At 64.9% G+C, this 15,669-nt stretch carries 13 protein-coding genes; 6 read left to right on the top strand and 7 right to left on the bottom strand.

Annotated features, from left to right (window positions below; all coding sequences use genetic code 11):
- Positions 1-11: 11 nt before the first annotated feature.
- Complete coding sequence (locus G3N58_RS08690) at positions 12-1,220, bottom strand: acyl-CoA dehydrogenase family protein (RefSeq protein WP_167283267.1); 1,209 nt, start codon at positions 1,218-1,220, stop codon at positions 12-14.
- A gap of 119 nt (positions 1,221-1,339) precedes the next feature.
- Between G3N58_RS08690 and G3N58_RS08685 the strand changes: the two genes are divergently transcribed.
- Positions 1,340-2,248: a LysR family transcriptional regulator gene (locus G3N58_RS08685; protein ID WP_205998936.1), complete on the top strand. Its 909-nt coding sequence runs from the start codon at positions 1,340-1,342 to the stop codon at positions 2,246-2,248.
- Between the two features lie 9 nt (positions 2,249-2,257).
- On the opposite strand, the gene G3N58_RS08680 is transcribed toward G3N58_RS08685, so the two are convergent.
- Positions 2,258-3,124, bottom strand: a complete 867-nt coding sequence (locus tag G3N58_RS08680; protein ID WP_167043488.1) for a hypothetical protein — start codon at positions 3,122-3,124, stop codon at positions 2,258-2,260.
- 283 nt (positions 3,125-3,407) lie between these two features.
- Between G3N58_RS08680 and G3N58_RS08675 the strand changes: the two genes are divergently transcribed.
- Positions 3,408-3,788 carry a DUF5594 family protein gene (locus G3N58_RS08675; RefSeq protein WP_205998935.1) on the top strand — a complete coding sequence of 127 codons (381 nt, stop codon included), beginning with the start codon at positions 3,408-3,410 and terminating at the stop codon, positions 3,786-3,788.
- A gap of 149 nt (positions 3,789-3,937) precedes the next feature.
- Here the strand turns inward: G3N58_RS08675 and G3N58_RS08670 are convergent, their stop codons facing one another.
- The 5 genes from G3N58_RS08670 to G3N58_RS08650 form a co-directional block, all read right to left on the bottom strand.
- Entirely contained in the window at positions 3,938-6,058 is a 2,121-nt protein-coding gene (locus G3N58_RS08670; RefSeq protein WP_167283264.1) for a phospholipase C, phosphocholine-specific, read from the bottom strand.
- Positions 6,059-6,163: 105 nt separating this feature from the next.
- Positions 6,164-6,457, bottom strand: a complete 294-nt coding sequence (locus G3N58_RS08665; RefSeq protein ID WP_241017038.1) for a hypothetical protein — start codon at positions 6,455-6,457, stop codon at positions 6,164-6,166.
- A gap of 239 nt (positions 6,458-6,696) precedes the next feature.
- Positions 6,697-7,566: an alpha/beta fold hydrolase gene (locus tag G3N58_RS08660; RefSeq protein ID WP_205998933.1), complete on the bottom strand. Its 870-nt coding sequence runs from the start codon at positions 7,564-7,566 to the stop codon at positions 6,697-6,699.
- Between the two features lie 19 nt (positions 7,567-7,585).
- Positions 7,586-9,199 carry a benzoate-CoA ligase family protein gene (locus G3N58_RS08655; protein WP_205998932.1) on the bottom strand — a complete coding sequence of 538 codons (1,614 nt, stop codon included), beginning with the start codon at positions 9,197-9,199 and terminating at the stop codon, positions 7,586-7,588.
- 131 nt (positions 9,200-9,330) lie between these two features.
- On the bottom strand, positions 9,331-9,798 hold the full coding sequence (locus tag G3N58_RS08650) for a DUF4863 family protein (RefSeq protein WP_167043476.1): 468 nt from the start codon (positions 9,796-9,798) through the stop codon (positions 9,331-9,333).
- Positions 9,799-10,024: 226 nt separating this feature from the next.
- Between G3N58_RS08650 and G3N58_RS08645 the strand changes: the two genes are divergently transcribed.
- The 4 genes from G3N58_RS08645 to boxA all read left to right on the top strand — a co-directional run bounded on the left by G3N58_RS08645 (position 10,025) and on the right by boxA (position 15,606).
- A complete protein-coding gene (locus tag G3N58_RS08645) occupies positions 10,025-10,990 on the top strand; it encodes a helix-turn-helix transcriptional regulator (RefSeq protein ID WP_167043474.1) in 966 nt (321 codons plus the stop codon).
- 118 nt (positions 10,991-11,108) lie between these two features.
- Positions 11,109-12,788, top strand: coding sequence for a 2,3-epoxybenzoyl-CoA dihydrolase (boxC, locus tag G3N58_RS08640; RefSeq protein WP_205998931.1), 1,680 nt, complete (start codon positions 11,109-11,111; stop codon positions 12,786-12,788).
- A gap of 97 nt (positions 12,789-12,885) precedes the next feature.
- On the top strand, positions 12,886-14,313 hold the full coding sequence (gene boxB / locus G3N58_RS08635; protein ID WP_205998930.1) for a benzoyl-CoA 2,3-epoxidase subunit BoxB: 1,428 nt from the start codon (positions 12,886-12,888) through the stop codon (positions 14,311-14,313).
- Positions 14,314-14,370: 57 nt separating this feature from the next.
- Entirely contained in the window at positions 14,371-15,606 is a 1,236-nt protein-coding gene (gene boxA, locus G3N58_RS08630) for a benzoyl-CoA 2,3-epoxidase subunit BoxA (RefSeq protein ID WP_167283258.1), read from the top strand.
- The last annotated feature ends 63 nt before the right edge of the window (positions 15,607-15,669 follow it).

The raw sequence follows: 15,669 nt of genomic DNA, 5'->3' as shown, positions 1-15,669 counted from the left end.
ACGTGGGTCTCTCAGAGTCCGAGGATCATTTTGGCAATGATGTTCTTCTGGATTTCGTTCGAGCCGCCGAAGATCGACAGCTTGCGATTGTTGAGGTACAGCGCCGCCGCGCTCGCGGCTTCGTCGGGGCCGACCGGCACGCCGTCGAAACCTTCGTGCAGCGCTTCTTCGACGAACGGCTGCGCATAGGCGCCCATCGCGCGGCGCGTGAGCGATGAAATCTCCTGGCGAATTTCGGTGCCGCGAATCTTCAGCATCGAGCTTTCGGCGCCGGGCACGCCGCCGCCCGCGACTGCCGCGATCACGCGCAGGTTGGTCGTCTTCATGTTCTCGAGATCGATCTCGACGCGCGCCATGCGTGCCGCGAACGCCGGGTCTTCGGCGAGCGGGCGGCCATTGCGGCGCTGCTGCGCGGCGATCTGGCGCAGACGGTTGAAGGCGGCCACCGAGAAGCCGACACCCGCGATATTGGTGCGCTCGTACGTAAGCAGATATTTCGCGTAGGTCCAGCCCTTGTTCTCTTCGCCGACGAGATTCTCCGCGGGCACGCGCACGTCGGTGAAAAACACTTCGTTGACTTCATGCTCGCCGTCGAGCGTGATGATCGGCCGTACTTCGACGCCGGGCGTGTTCATGTCGATCAGCAGAAAGCTGATGCCTTCCTGCTTGCGCACATCGGTCGCGGTGCGCACGAGGCAGAAGATCATGTTCGCGTAGTGGCCGAGCGTGGTCCACGTCTTCTGGCCGTTGACGACGTAATGCTCGCCGTGCGCATCCTGGCCGCGCACGGCCGTGGTTCTGACCGAGGCGAGATCGGAGCCCGCGCCCGGCTCCGAATAGCCTTGGCACCACCAGTCGGAGCCGTCGAGAATGCGTGGCAGCCAGCGCCGTTTCTGCGCCTCGCTGCCGTATCGGATCAGCACCGGCCCGAGCATGTTGACGCCGAACGGCACGATGCGCGGCGCGCCGGCCAGCGCACATTCGTTCTCGAAGATGAATTTCTGCACCGCGTTCCAGCCCGGGCCGCCATATTCCTGCGGCCAGTGGTTCGCGAGCCAGCCCTGCGCGTTGAGAATCGCGTGCCACTCGGCCATGTCGTCGCGCGTGAGGCGGCGGCCGCGGTGCACTTTATCGGCGAGACGCCGCGGGAGCTTTTCGCGCAGGAAGGCCAGCACGTCGGTGCGAAACGCTTCTTCTTCGGGGGTGAAGTTCAGATCCATCGCGGGGTCTTCCATCCATGTTCGTGGGGGCTGATGCGCATTCTGGAGTGGTCAGCGTTGATTGACAATGGCATGCCCGATTGACAGACTGTCAAAATTATTTTGACAAAGTCGCCGCGATGGACGTCAATTCCCTGACCCTGCTCGTGGACATTCTCGACGCCGGCAATCTGAGCGAAGCCGCGCGCCGGCTCAAGATGAGCCGCGCGAACGTCAGTTATCACCTGAATCAGCTGGAGCGCTCGATCGGTGTGCAGCTGGTGCGGCGCACGACGCGCCGCGTCGAGCCGACCGAGATCGGTCTGCGCCTCTACGAGCATGGCCGCACGATCCAGAACGCGCTGCTGGCCGCGCGCGAGTCGGTCGCGACGCTCGGGCAAAGCCTGCAGGGCCGCGTGCGGCTGAGCGTGCCGAGCGGCTACGGCCAACTCGTGATGTCCGCCTGGCTGATCGCGTTCAAGCGTCTGCATCCAGGCATCGTGCTCGACGTGATGTTCGAGAACCGCGTCGAAGACCTGCTGCGCGATGAAGTCGACATCGCCGTGCGCGTCATGTCCGAGCCGCCGCAGAACCTCGTCGCGCGCGACATGGGGCCGGTCAGATATGTCGCGTGCGCCTCGCCCGGCTTCGCGCACACGCACGGCATGCCCGCGACGCTCGACGACCTGCGCGCCGCGCCGCTGATTAGCGCGGCCGTGATCGGCAGGCAGTTGCGGCTGGCCGCGTATCTGCGCGACGAGCGCCACGAGGTGCTGCTCGAACCGACGATCATCTCCGAGAACTTTCTGTTTTTACGCGAGGCGCTGCTCGCGGGGCTCGGCGTCGGCATCGTGCCCGACTACGTGGTGCAGGACGATCTGCAACGCGGCGCGGTGCTGACCGCGCTCGACGAATGGCGCCTCAGCATCTTCGGCACGCACATGTACATGGTGTATATGCCGAACCGGCATCACACGCGCGCGGCCGCGACGTTCATCGAGTTCATGCTCGCGCAGGCGCACGGCGCGGGCAGGGGTGCCGCCGCGTGAGACGGGCGTCTATGCGCCGAGCTTGCGCCCGAGCGCGGTCCTGAGCATCGGCACGCCGACGCGCAGCAGCTTGCGTACGCCTTCATCGCGGCCGACTTTCTGCACCGCGTTGTCGATCATCGTCTGCATCACGTTGGCCGGATAGAATTCGCCAAACCGGCGGTTCGCGCCGCTCTGCTCGAACACGTGATGCAGGAACGAACCGGCAGGCGGACCGATACGCTTGAAGAGCGCCATCTTCACGACGCGGTTGTTCCACAGGTGCAGCGTGTACGCGTCGGAGCACAGCGCCGCGCATTCCTCGAAATGGCGCGGCAGGAACGGCTTGTAGTAATCGTCGAAGTGGACCGGGTAGAACAGGCTCTCGGGCAAGCCGGCCTTGACGCCGTAGACCGCGGTCAGCAGGCGCGGGCCGGTGTCGCCCCATTTGATTTCGGTGCCCTGCATCGCCTTGACGCGCTTGAGCAGTTCGTACAGACGCGGCGAGTCGGGATCGAGCCGCAGTATCGCCGTGCAGATGCTGGACGGCGTTTCCTTGCCGATCAGGTCGCCCTTCGCGTTGAGATCGAAATCGCGCAGCAGCAGCATGTCCGTGTCGACCCAGATTTCGTCGGTCTTCGTGAACATCGCGAAGCGGAAATAGTCGGTGAAATGCGCCATCGACGGCACGCCTTGAATCGGAAAGGCGTTCAGCGTGTCGGGCGGCAGAATCGCGCGCGCGTCTTTCGCGCTCACGCCGGGCGGCAGATTGGCGATCGGCTCGTAGCTATAAAGCGCGACCTCGCTGCCATAGAGGGTGAACGATTGCAGACACGCGACTTCGTAAGGGGAGAGTTCCGGGCCGTGCCAGAACGATGCGAACCTTGCCTTGCTCATAAGCCATCCGTGGAAAAATCATCTGGCACGACCAGCCTGGTGGCCTCTCTGGATGCTAGACGCGCGTGGCACAGGTCTGACGTAAAGGGCCGTAATCGCACAGGAGTTGTCGCAAAACGTTGAATCGATCGGTGCGGTGCGAGGGGGTACATGCGATAGGGCGCGGGGGCCGCGCTTCCCCGGACGTAGCCAACGCCCCTGAACACGAGCGCCTGCACGCGAGTCCGCACCGACCCGCGTGCTACGATGCCCAGTCCCACTACGCACGACATCGGAGACCTGGATGCGTCCGGAAAGCGCCGTTCGTTTCGACAAGGAGTTCGCGCCGCGCATCGCCGAGGCGATCGGCGCATGTTTCGCGAAGACCGTGCATACCGAAGTGCTGCCGTATGGCGGGCACGGTCAGCCGACCCGCGTGCGGATTCATGCGACGCCGCTCGATGAACTCGGTTACTACGCGCATCCGCTGAATCTTTACCTGACCTGGGACAGCGACGAAATCGAACGACTGATGGGCGAGCAGGGCACGGCGCGCTTCGCCGGTTATCTCGCCGCGCTGCCGCGCAAGCTCAAGGCGTGGACCCAGGCGCGCGAACTCGATTTCCTCACGCATACGCAGGGCGAACCGGTCGCGCTGCTCGGCGGGCTCGATTTCGAATCGTAGGCAGGGCGCGCCGATCTATGCGCCCGGTTATGCGCGTGCGTGCATCGGTAATCGGCAATCGGCAGGCCCAATAAAACAACGGCCGCTGCGACATCGATCGCAGCGGCCGTTGTTTTTACCGCGGGACTCGCGTGACGTCGAGCCGCCGTTTAGCTACCCAAAGCCGGATCGCTCATGCTGCTCTTGCCGGTTTCCACGTGACCGGCAAGGCGCCGCGCAAACGATGCATCGGTGTCGACCGTGATCGACAGGTCGTACCAGCCGTGCGCGTTGCGCAGATCGAGGTATAGCTGATCGGTATCGCCGCCGCGCACCGAATGCCGGATCGCATTGTGCGGATCGTACGCATTGACGATCGTGAACTGGCAACGCGCGCTGCCCGTGTTTTCCAGACGCAATTGCAGATTGCCGTTGGCGACGTCGTAACCCTCGGCGATATCCGGCTGCGCGATCTCCTTGCGCTCCCACCAGCTGCTGCGCGCGACGACCTTGCCCGCGAAGCGGCGCAGGAAGCCGTTCGGGCCGTGCACGGTGAAATCGTAGGTGCCGTCCGCGTTGAGCGGCAAGGTGTCCTGCAGGTGCTTGCCGGCTTCGACCGTATAGCTGAGCGGCGCGGCGGCGCCGTTCGTCACGTAGACGAGGAACACCGCGCCCGCGCGGCCGGTATTGATGAAGCGCATCGTCAGCTTGCCGTTCGAGCCTTCGTCGGCGCGCACGAACAGTTCATACGGCAACGCGCGCGCGGGACGCACGCCGGGCTCCTGCTGCGGCACGGCCTGGGCTGCGGGCGGCTGCGGGATGTAATCCGGATGACGGTTCTGATCGGGCGGCACGTACGAGGTCGTGCTCGGCAGCGACGGCAGGTTGGCGTTCGGATTGCTGAAGTTGAAGGCCGAGGTCAGATCGCCGCACACCGCGCGACGCCACGGCGTGATGTTCGATTCGCCGAGGTTGTGATGTTCGCCGAAACGCTTTTCGATGAAGCGGATCACCGAGGTGTGGTCGAACGTTTCCGAGCAGACGTAGCCGCCTTTCGACCACGGCGAGACCACCAGCATCGGCACGCGCGGGCCGAGCCCGTACGGCGCGGCGGGCGTCTTCGCATCGCCGGGATAGATTTCGTGCGTGATGCTGACGGTCGACAGGCCGTTCGCGCTCGACGCCGCCGGGAACGGCTGCGCGAGGTGATCGAAGAAGCCGTCGTTCTCGTCGTAGTTGATGAGCAGCACGGTCTTGCTCCACACCTCGGGGTTCGACGTGAGAATCTGCAGGACCTGATCGATGTACCACGCGCCGTAGTTCGACGGCCAGTTCGGATGTTCCGAATAGGCTTCGGGCGCGACGATCCACGAGACTTGCGGCAGCGTGTTGTTCTGCACGTCGCGCTTGAGGATGTCGAAATAGCCGTCGCCGTTCGCCGCGTTGGTGCCGGTGCGCGCGTTGTCGTAGAGCGGGTTGCCCGGCTGCGCGTTGCGATACTGGTTGAAGTAGAGCAGCGAGTTGTCGCCGTAGTTGCCGATGTACGCGTTCTGCGTCCAGCCCCACGAGCCGTTCGCGTCGAGCCCGTTGCCCATGTCCTGATAGATCTTCCACGAGATGCCGGCGTTCTGCAGCACCTCGGGGTAGGTCGACCAGCCGTAGCCGAGTTCCGAATTGTCGATCACCGGGCCGCCGCCGCTGCCGTCGTTGCCGACCCAGCCGCTCCACATGTAGTAGCGGTTCGGATCGGTCGGGCCCATCAGCGAGCAGTGATACGCATCGCAGATCGTGAACGCGTCGGCGAGCTGATAGTGAAACGGGATGTCCTCGCGCGTGAGGTAGGCCATCGTCGTCGCGCCTTTCGCGGGCACCCACTGATCGTTGCGGCCGTTGTTCCAGGCCGCGTGCGTGGTGCCCCAGTCGTGCGCGAGATCCTGCAGGAATTGCAGGCCGAGGTTCGGCGCGGTGGGACGGAACGGCAGCACGTAATTGGCGCCGGCGGCATCGGTGGTGAGCGGCTGATACCAGACCGGCTGGCCGCTCGCGAGGTTGATCGCACGCGTGTCGCCGAAACCGCGTACGCCCTTGAGCGTGCCGAAGTAATGATCGAACGAGCGGTTCTCCTGCATCAGCACGACAATGTGCTCGACGTCGCGGATCGTGCCGGTGCAGTTGTTCGCCGGAATGGCGAGGGCGTTGCGGATGCCGGGCGGCAGCATGCTCAACGCGGTGAAGGAACCGGCGGCTTGCGCGGCCGAGCGCAGAAAATCACGGCGATTTTTTGAGGTCATGGTTCTGGCTTTGATCTTCGGTGGAGGAAAGTGCACTGCGAAGATGCACTGTGACGATGCGTCGCGCGCGGAAAGAGTGGCCGCTCACCGCGCGCGGCGCGGAACTCAATCCACGGTGTGGATGACGGGGCTCGCGAGCGGCGCGCGCGACGCATCGGCGGCGGACAGTGCCGTGCCGACGTCGGAAGCGGGGGCCGCGGGAGTCTGAATCGTGAGCGTCGCCGGTGCGGGGTCGGCCGGCGGCGCGGTGGCAAAGCTGCTGGTGCCGGCGCTGTTATCGCTTTGCGCGGCGCGCTGTTCGGTTGTCGAGCCGAGCGTGCTCGTGTCGGCGGGTGGGTCGTCGTGGCTGCATGCGGTGCCGAGTGCGCAGAGCGAGACGATCGCGAAAGCATGAGCCAAACCGGGAGCCAAACGTTTGCACGGCAATGCACGACTCAGCTTCGGCACGAAGGGCATGTCACTCTCTCCAATGTGAGGAAGGGACGCCAGGGCATCGATGTGCCGAGGTCAGCGATGCCGCAGCATAATCGCCGATCCGTGTAATTTTTATGAAGTATTGGTAAGGAAGCGGCGCAGCCCTGTGCTGGTGCTGATGTCGATGGCCGCGCCGGTTGCTCTGGTTGCTTCCGTCGCGCGGTTTATCGCTGTGCTGCGATGAATGCCGCGATCGCGTCGTCGAGCGGGGCCGGTGCGTCGCGATGCGGCGAGTGCCCGCAGGCGGCGAGCTTGACGAGCTGCGCATGCGGCACGCGTGCGGCGATCGTGTCGATCTGCGCCATCGTGCCGTAGTTGTCGTCGTGGCCCTGGATCGCGAGCAGCGGCTGGCGAATCGAGGCGAGCGTATCGACAATGCGCCACTGTCTGAACGCGGGATTCAGCCAGATATCGTTCCAGCCATAGAAGGCCGAATCGACGTCGGCGTGGTGGCGCGCGAGCTTGTCGCGCAGGTCGGTGGTTTCGTAGAGCTGCTTCGTTTGCGCGATGCTGGCCACCGAGAGGTCTTCGACGAACACATGCGGCGCCATCACGACCGCGCCCGCGAGTGCCTCGGGATACAGCGCCGCGTAGAGCAGCGCGATCGAGCCGCCGTCGCTATGGCCGATCACCCACATGCGCCGGCGTTGCCACGCATCGATGCGGAGCGCGTCGAGCAGCGCGGGGAGAATGTCGCGGGCCTGCGCGGTCATAAAGTCGACCGGCCATTTCACATGAGGCGCGCGCGGCGTCGAGAGTCCATAGCCCGGCCGCGAATAGACGAGCCCGCGCAGGCCGAGCCGTTCGCACAAACGTTGCGGCCAGTCGCGCCACATCGACACCGAGCCGAGTCCTTCATGCAGGAACAGCGCGAGCGGCGCGTCTTCTGCGCGCGGGGCCGCCGGTTCGTTGAGCCAGCGATACTCGATGCGCAACGCGCCATGCGCCGCGCTTGCGGGCAGTTCGGCAAAGCGGCTCGCGCCGGCGGCGGGAGCGGGCGTAACAGGAGCGGCGGCCGTTGCGGGGTTCGGCATGAATGGATCACCTTATGACTTATGACTGTTCGCGCAGCTTGAAGCGCTGAATCTTGCCGGTGGCGGTTTTCGGCAGATCGTCGGCGAACACGATGTCGCGCGGATACTTGTGCGGCGCGAGCCGTTCCTTGACGAAGGCCTTCAGTTCGTCGGCGAGTATCTCAGACGGTGCGAACTCGCGCTTCAGGACGACGAACGCGCGCGTTTTCACGAGCCCGCCGTGATCGACGCCGACCACCGCCGCTTCGAGCACGGCCGGATGCTCGACCAGCACCATCTCCACTTCGACCGGCGACACGTACTGGCCGCTCACCTTCAGCATGTCGTCGCTGCGGCCCGCGTAGACATAGCAGCCGTTGGCGAGACGCCGGTACTTGTCGCCGCTGCGAATCCATTCGCCGAGAAACGTCGCGCGCGATTTCTCGCGATTGTTCCAGTACATGAGCGCCGCGCTCGGCCCCTTGATGTACAGATCGCCGACTTCGCCATCGGGCACCGGCTGCCCGGCTTCGTCGCGCAACTCGACCTCGTAGCCCGGCACCGGGCGTCCCGTCGTGCCGTATTCGACTTCGCCCGGGCGATTCGACAGGAAGATGTGCAGCATTTCGGTCGAGCCGATGCCGTCGAGAATCTCGGCGCCGAAGTGCGCGGTGAAACGCTCGCCGACGTCGCGCGGCAACGCCTCGCCCGCCGACGCGCATACGCGTATCGCGACCTCGGCGCGCGCGGGCAGATTCGGCGCGACGAGCATGCTCGCGTAGAGCGTCGGCACGCCGCAGAACACGGTCGGACGATGCTTGACGAGGCGCGCGAAGATCGCGTCGGCGGTGGGGCGCTCGGCCATCAGGATCGCGGTCGCGCCGACCGACAGCGGAAAGGTCAGCGCATTGCCGAGCCCGTAGGCGAAGAACAGCTTGGCTGCCGAAAACACCACGTCGCTCTCGACGATGCCGAGCACCGGCTTGCCATACAGCTCGGCGGTCCAGTACAGGTTCGCATGCGTGTGGACTGTGCCTTTCGGCTTGCCGGTCGAGCCCGAGGAGTAGAGCCAGAAGGCGATGTCGTCGCCACTGTTGGCGCAGCCTTTGAGGGCGGGTGGCGCGGCGTCGAGCAGGTCTTCGAAGCGGGGCGCGTCGAGCGAGGTAGTGGGCGCCGCATCCGCCGACGGCTCCGGCTGCGAGACGATCAACTGGCAGCCGTCTTGATCGATGCTTTCGAGCGCCTGCGCGACGTTCGGCAACAAGGCCGCCGACACGATCACCGCGCGCGCGTGGCTATGCGTGAGCATGTACGTATAGTCGGAGGCGGTCAGCAGCGTGTTCGCGACGACCGGCACGATGCCGGCGTAGAGCGCGCCGAGAAATGCGACCGGCAGCGACACGGTATCGAGCATCACGAGCAGCACGCGTTCCTCGGGATGCACGCCGAGCGTTCGCAGGGCGCTCGCGCAACGCCGCGCGCGTTGTTCGAGTTCGCCATAGGTCAGCGTGTGCGTGTCGTCGATATAGGCAGGCTTGTTCGCGCGCGCCTCGTTCAGTTCGAACAGATAGCGCGCGAAATTGAAGAGCGGGGGTGGCGGCGCGGCCGCCTGATGCGCACTCGTTCGCGCGCTCGTTTCCAGCGGGGGTTCCATATTGTCTCCTCCATCGGTGGGCGCGGTCCGGCTGTTTGGCGCTCGTGATCCGCTCGATGCCTGATGCTCGCGTCGCCATGCGCCGCGCTGACGTTGCTGCCGCTATGGCTTGTGCCGTCGCGCCGGCGGTTTTATGTCGCGGTGAATTCGATCGCGCCTTGCGGCAGCAGATACAGCACGAGCGCCCGACCGTTCGCGACCGTCGGACGATGCGCGGAGCCGGGGCCGTACACGCACCAGCCGGCCGGATGGCCGTCGAACGTCGCGCCTTCGGTGAGCGGCATGATCAGATCGATTTCGCCGTGCGGATGCACATGGTGCGGACCGGCAATGTCCTGCATCGCGACGACGTCGACGGAAAAGCCGTGGGTCTCGGGCAGCGCCTTGAAGATGCGCCCGTAGCGGATGCCGCCCGCTTCGCGGTTGCACAGCCAGCCTTCGGCGACGCCGTCGCGGCAGGCCTGGGCGAGTTCGCGGAAAGTCGTGCTGCCGGCCGGCCAGGTGGCGTTCAGCCAGGCCGCGAGCGACGCGTCGAGCGGGCGCCCGTCAAGTTGTGCCGTTACGCCGGCGATCAGGTGCTGGAATTCTTGCGGGGACATGCGAGCCTCCAGAAAAGCGCGTTTACGCAGGGCAGACGTTCCACCGCCGGAACTTTGCTGCATGCGTGCTGCCGCGCTGTCTCCGTTACGCCGCCGGGCCAGCCGGCGGTGTTCTGATATTTCGTGAGCGTTTGTAGTTGAAGCGGCTTTTGATGAAAATTAAACTGTTCATCTAGTGCGTGTCAAGCACTATAGTACATATATCGAAGTATCGAGGTCGCAAAACATGAATCGAAAATACTCCGCCGCACCGCTGGATGAAGCCGCCGCCGACCCGGCTCGCGCCGAGCGCGGCGAGCGTGAAGAGCGCGATCCGTTTCTGACCGCGATGGGCGAGCGCGTGCGCCTGCTGCGCGCGCGCCGCGGCATGACCCGCAAGACGCTCGCGGCCGAAACCGGCCTCTCGGAGCGGCATCTCGCGAATCTGGAATCGGGCCTCGGCAATGCCTCGGTGCTCGTGCTGCGGCAGCTTGCGGCCACGCTGAACTGCTCGCTCGCCGAAGTGGTCGGCGACGAAACCACGGCGTCCGCCGAATGGCTGCTGATTCGCGAATTGCTGCAAGGACGCGACCAGGCGGCGCTGCAACGCGCGCGCGCGGCGCTGGCCGAGATGTTCGCGCAGGCGCCGCGCGATCCGCACCGCAAGCACCGCATCGCGCTGATCGGCCTGCGCGGCGCGGGCAAATCGACGTTCGGGCGCATGCTCGCGCAGGAGCGCAAGGTGCCGTTCATCGAGCTGACGCGCGTGATCGAACAGCTTGCGGGCTGTCCGCCGTCGGAGATTCATTCGCTGTACGGCGCGAGCGCTTACCGGCGCTACGAACAGCGCGCGCTCGACGCCGTGATCGAGGAGCACGAGCGCGCGGTGATCGCGTCGCCGGGCGGGCTCGTGTCGGAGTCGGGCACCTTCAATGCGCTGCTGTCGCACTGCTTCACGGTATGGCTACAGGCGACGCCCGAGGAGCATATGCGCCGCGTCGTCGCGCAGGGCGATCTGCGGCCGATGTCGGGCAACAACGAGGCGATGGACGACCTGAAACGTATCCTCGCGGGCCGCGCCGAACTATACGGGCGTGCCGACATGAGCTTCGACACGAGCGAGAAGACGCTTGCCGACGCCTATCTGCAATTGCGCGACCGGCTTGCCGCGCGCCTCGCGGCGGAAGCGCCCGACGAGGCGCGGGCCGGCTGAGCGGTCGCTGGGGCGTCAGGGTTTGCACCTAAAAATGCACTAAAATTCTTTACTCGGATATGTTGATGCACTATTGTTCAAAAAAACAGATTCGCATCGTCCAGTCAGGAGACGCCCCATGTCCACAGCACACCCCGCCGTTGCGCCGGCCGCGCGGGTCGACTACCGCACCGATCCCTCGCAGTACCGGCACTGGAAGCTGAGCTTCAACGGTCCGGTTGCGACGCTCGGCATCGATATCGCTGAAGACGGCGGTATTCGCGACGGCTACAAGCTGAAGCTGAATTCGTACGACCTCGGCGTCGACATCGAACTGCACGACGCGATCCAGCGCATCCGCTTCGAGCATCCCGAAGTCAGGACCGTGGTGGTGACGAGCCTGAAGGACCGCGTGTTCTGCTCGGGCGCGAACATTTTCATGCTGGGCCTTTCGACGCACGCGTGGAAGGTCAACTTCTGCAAGTTCACGAACGAAACCCGCAACGGGCTCGAAGATTCGTCGCGCCATTCAGGGCTCAAGTTTCTCGCCGCGGTGAACGGCGCCTGCGCGGGCGGCGGCTATGAACTGGCGCTCGCCTGCGACGAAATCTATCTGATCGACGATCGTTCCTCGTCGGTGTCGCTGCCGGAAGTACCGCTGCTCGGCGTGCTGCCGGGCACGGGCGGTCTCACGCGCGTCACCGACAAGCGCAAGGTGCGCCACGATCGCGCGGATATTTTCTGCACGGTGGTCGAAGGCGTGCGCGGCGAGCGCGCGAAGGCCTGGCGTCTCGTCGATGAAGTCGTGAAGCCGAACCGGTTCGATCAGGCGATCCAGGCGCGCGCGCTCGACCTTGCCGCGCACAGCGATCGCCCAGCCGATGCGCCAGGCGTTGCGCTCACGCGTATCGAGCGCACCGAGCGCGAAGACGGTCTTGGCTACCGGACCGTCGACGTTACGATCGATCGCGCGAAACGCGTGGCGACCTTCACCGCACGCGCGCCGCAAGAGGTGCAGCCTGCGGACCTCGATGCGATCGTCGCGGCCGGCGCGAACTGGTGGCCGCTGCAATTCGCACGCGAACTCGACGACGCGATCCTGTCGATGCGCACCAACGAACTCGACATCGGCACGTGGGTGTTCAGGACCGAAGGCGATGCGCGCAACCTGCTCGCCGTCGATGCGACGCTGCTGCAGCACAGGGACCACTGGCTCGTGCGCGAAACGATCGGCCTGCTGCGCCGCACGTTCGCGCGCATCGATGTGTCGTCGCGTTCGCTATTCACGCTGATCGAACCGGGCTCGTGCTTCGCGGGCACCTTCGCCGAATTCGCATTCGCGGCCGACCGCACCTATATGGCCGCGTTGCCGGCCAACGAAGACGAGGAGCCGGCCATCACGCTGTCGGAAGTCAACTTCGGTCTGTACCCGATGGTCACGCAGCAGTCGCGGCTTGCGCGGCGCTTCTATGAGGAAACCGAACCGCTCGACGCGGTGCGTGCGCTGATCGGCCAGCCGGTCAAGGCCGTCGAGGCCGAGCGCCTGGGTCTCGTGACCGCCTCGCCCGACGATATCGACTGGGCCGACGAAATCCGTATTGCGCTCGAAGAACGCGCGGCAATGTCGCCCGATGCCTTGACGGGCCTCGAAGCGAATCTGCGCTTCAACGGCCCGGAGACGATGGAGACGCGCATCTTCGGCCGGCTCACCGCCTGGCAGAACTGGATTTTCAACCGGCCGAACGCGGTGGGCGAGAAGGGTGCGCTCAAGGTGTACGGCAAGGGCAGCAAGGCGCAATTCGACGTATCGCGCGTTTGAGGCGCGTGACGCCCGATTGACCTCATCGCGCCGTCCGCCGATATGCGCTTCTCGCGATTGCAGCTTCTGAACAGGGAACCGACTCAGGGAACCGACCATGTCCACGATCAACTACAGCGAAAAGATTCCGAACAACGTCAACCTTGCCGACGATCGCGCCTTGCAGCGCGCGCTCGAACAATGGCAGCCGAACTTCCTGTCGTGGTGGGGCGATATGGGCCCGGAAGGTTCGCACGGCTACGACGTCTATCTGCGCACGGCTGTCAGCGTTGACGCGGGCGGCTGGGCGCACTTCGACTACGTGAAGATGCCCGAGTACCGCTGGGGCATTTTTCTTACGCCGGGCGAGCAGGACCGCAAGATTCACTTCGGCGAGCACAAGGGCGAAGCCGCATGGCAGGACGTGCCCGGCGAACATCGCGCGAACCTGCGCCGCATCATCGTCACGCAGGGCGATACGGAGCCGGCTTCGGTCGAGCAGCAGCGTCACCTCGGTTTGACGGCGCCCTCGATGTACGACCTGCGCAACCTGTTCCAGGTCAACGTCGAAGAGGGGCGCCACCTATGGGCGATGGTCTATCTGCTGCATCGCTACTTCGGCCGCGATGGCCGTGAGGAAGCCGAAGCATTGCTCGGCCGCCGTTCGGGCGACGACGACAATCCGCGCATTCTCGGCGCGTTCAACGAGAAAACGCCGGACTGGCTCGCGTTCTACATGTTCACGTACTTCACCGACCGCGACGGCAAGTTCCAGTTGTCGGCGCTGGCCGAGTCGGGCTTCGATCCGCTCGCGCGCACGACGAAGTTCATGCTGACCGAGGAAGCGCATCATATGTTCGTCGGCGAGTCGGGCGTCTCGCGCGTGATCCAGCGCACTGCGCAGGTGATGAACGAACTCGGCACCGACGACGTCGCGAAGATTCGCGCGGCCGGCGTGATCGATCTGCCGACCATCCAGCGTTATCTGAACTTCCACTACTCGGTCACGATCGACCTGTTCGGCGCCGATCATTCGTCGAACGCGGCGACGTTCTATAGCTCGGGCTTGAAGGGCCGCTATGAAGAAGGCAAGCGCGACGACGATCATCGCCTGAGCGAGCATGGTTACAAGCTGCTCGACGTGCAGGACGGCAAGCTCGTCGAGCGCGAGGTGCCGATGCTCAACGCGATGAACGAAGTGCTGCGCGACGATTACATCAAGGATTCGGTCGCGGGCGTCGGGCGCTGGAACAAGGTGCTTGAGAAGGCCGGCATCGATTTCCGCATGACGGTGCCGCACAAGGCATTCAACCGGCAGATCGGCACCTTCGCGGGCACGCGCGTGTCGCCCGATGGCCGCGTGATTGGCGAAGCCGAATGGGCCGCCAACGAAGCGAAGTGGCTCGCCACGCCGGAGGACCGCGCGTTCGTTGCGTCGCTGATGGGCCGTGTCGCCGAGTCGGGCAAGTTCGCGAACTGGATCGCACCGCCCGCGATGGGCGTGAACCGTCAGCCCGTCGATTTCGAGTACGTGCGCTTTAACTGAAGCGATGGCGGCAGGCGAAGCACGAGAGGCGCGCTGTATCACCAGGTGGAGGAAGTCATGAACGCTCCAGTGTCGATCGAAGTGTTGCGGCAGCATCTGATCGATCCGGAAATCTGCATTCGCTGCAATACCTGCGAAGAGACTTGCCCGGTCGACGCAATTACGCACGACGACAACAACTACGTCGTGAAGGCCGAGGTCTGCAACGGCTGCATGGCCTGCGTGCCGCCGTGCCCGACCGGCGCGATCGACAACTGGCGCACGGTGCTGAAGGCCGACGCGTATTCGATCGACGAGCAGTTCACATGGGACGTGCTGCCGGAGCAGAACACGATGGCGGTGCCGGCCGAAGAAGCTGCGCCCGCCGCGAGCGACGCCGCCGCCGCCGAAGCGGACGGCATCGAAGTCGATACCGTGCGCGGCGCGGTCGTGCCGCCGTGGTCGGCCGCGAAGCCGTACGTGAATCTCTACACGCACAAGACGCCGACTACCGCGACTGTGGTCGGCAACTACCGGCTCACCGACAGCGCGACGTCGAGCGACATTCATCACATCGTGCTCGATTTCGGCTCTATGCCGTTTCCGGTGCTCGAAGGGCAGTCGATCGGCATTCTGCCGCCGGGCGCCGCCGCCGATGGCCGTACGCATCATGCGCGCCAGTATTCGATTGCCAGTCCGCGCGACGGCGAGCGGCCCGGCTATAACAACGTGTCGCTGACGGTCAGGCGCGTGTCGCGCCAGCATGGCGATACGATCGACGGCGTCTGCTCGAACTATCTGTGCGATCTGAAGAAGGGTGACGTGGTCAACGTGATCGGCCCGTTCGGCAGCACGTTCCTGATGCCGAATCATCCGAACTCGCATCTGTTGATGATCTGCACGGGCACCGGCTCCGCGCCGATGCGCGCGATGACCGAGTATCGGCGGCGCAAGCGTCTGAAGGGCGCGACCGGCAAGCTGATGCTGTTCTTCGGCGCGCGCACTCAGGAAGAGCTGCCTTACTTTGGACCGCTGACGAATCTGCCGAAGGATTTCATCGACACCACGCTCGCGTTTTCGCGCACGCCGGGTCAGGCGAAGCGCTATGTGCAGGACGCGATGCGCGAGCGCGGCCCCGACGTCGCAAACCTGCTGAGGGATGACAACACCTATATCTACGTATGCGGGCTCAAGGGCATGGAAGACGGCGTGCTGCAGGCGTTGAAGGATATCGGCGAGCAGCATCAGCTCGACTGGGAAGCGCTGTGGGCGAAGTTGAAGCGCGAAGGGCGGCTGCATCTGGAGACATACTGACGTCCCGGAATGGCTTCCGGGACGGCGCATCAAACTCTCCGGCGACGCGCGGCAATGCGGGGG

It is taken from the genome of Paraburkholderia sp. Ac-20342, assembly GCF_017104985.1.
Lineage (GTDB): Bacteria > Pseudomonadota > Gammaproteobacteria > Burkholderiales > Burkholderiaceae > Paraburkholderia.
The sequence above is the reverse complement of the archived record's forward strand: the minus strand, read 5'-3'. Positions and strand labels throughout refer to the sequence as shown.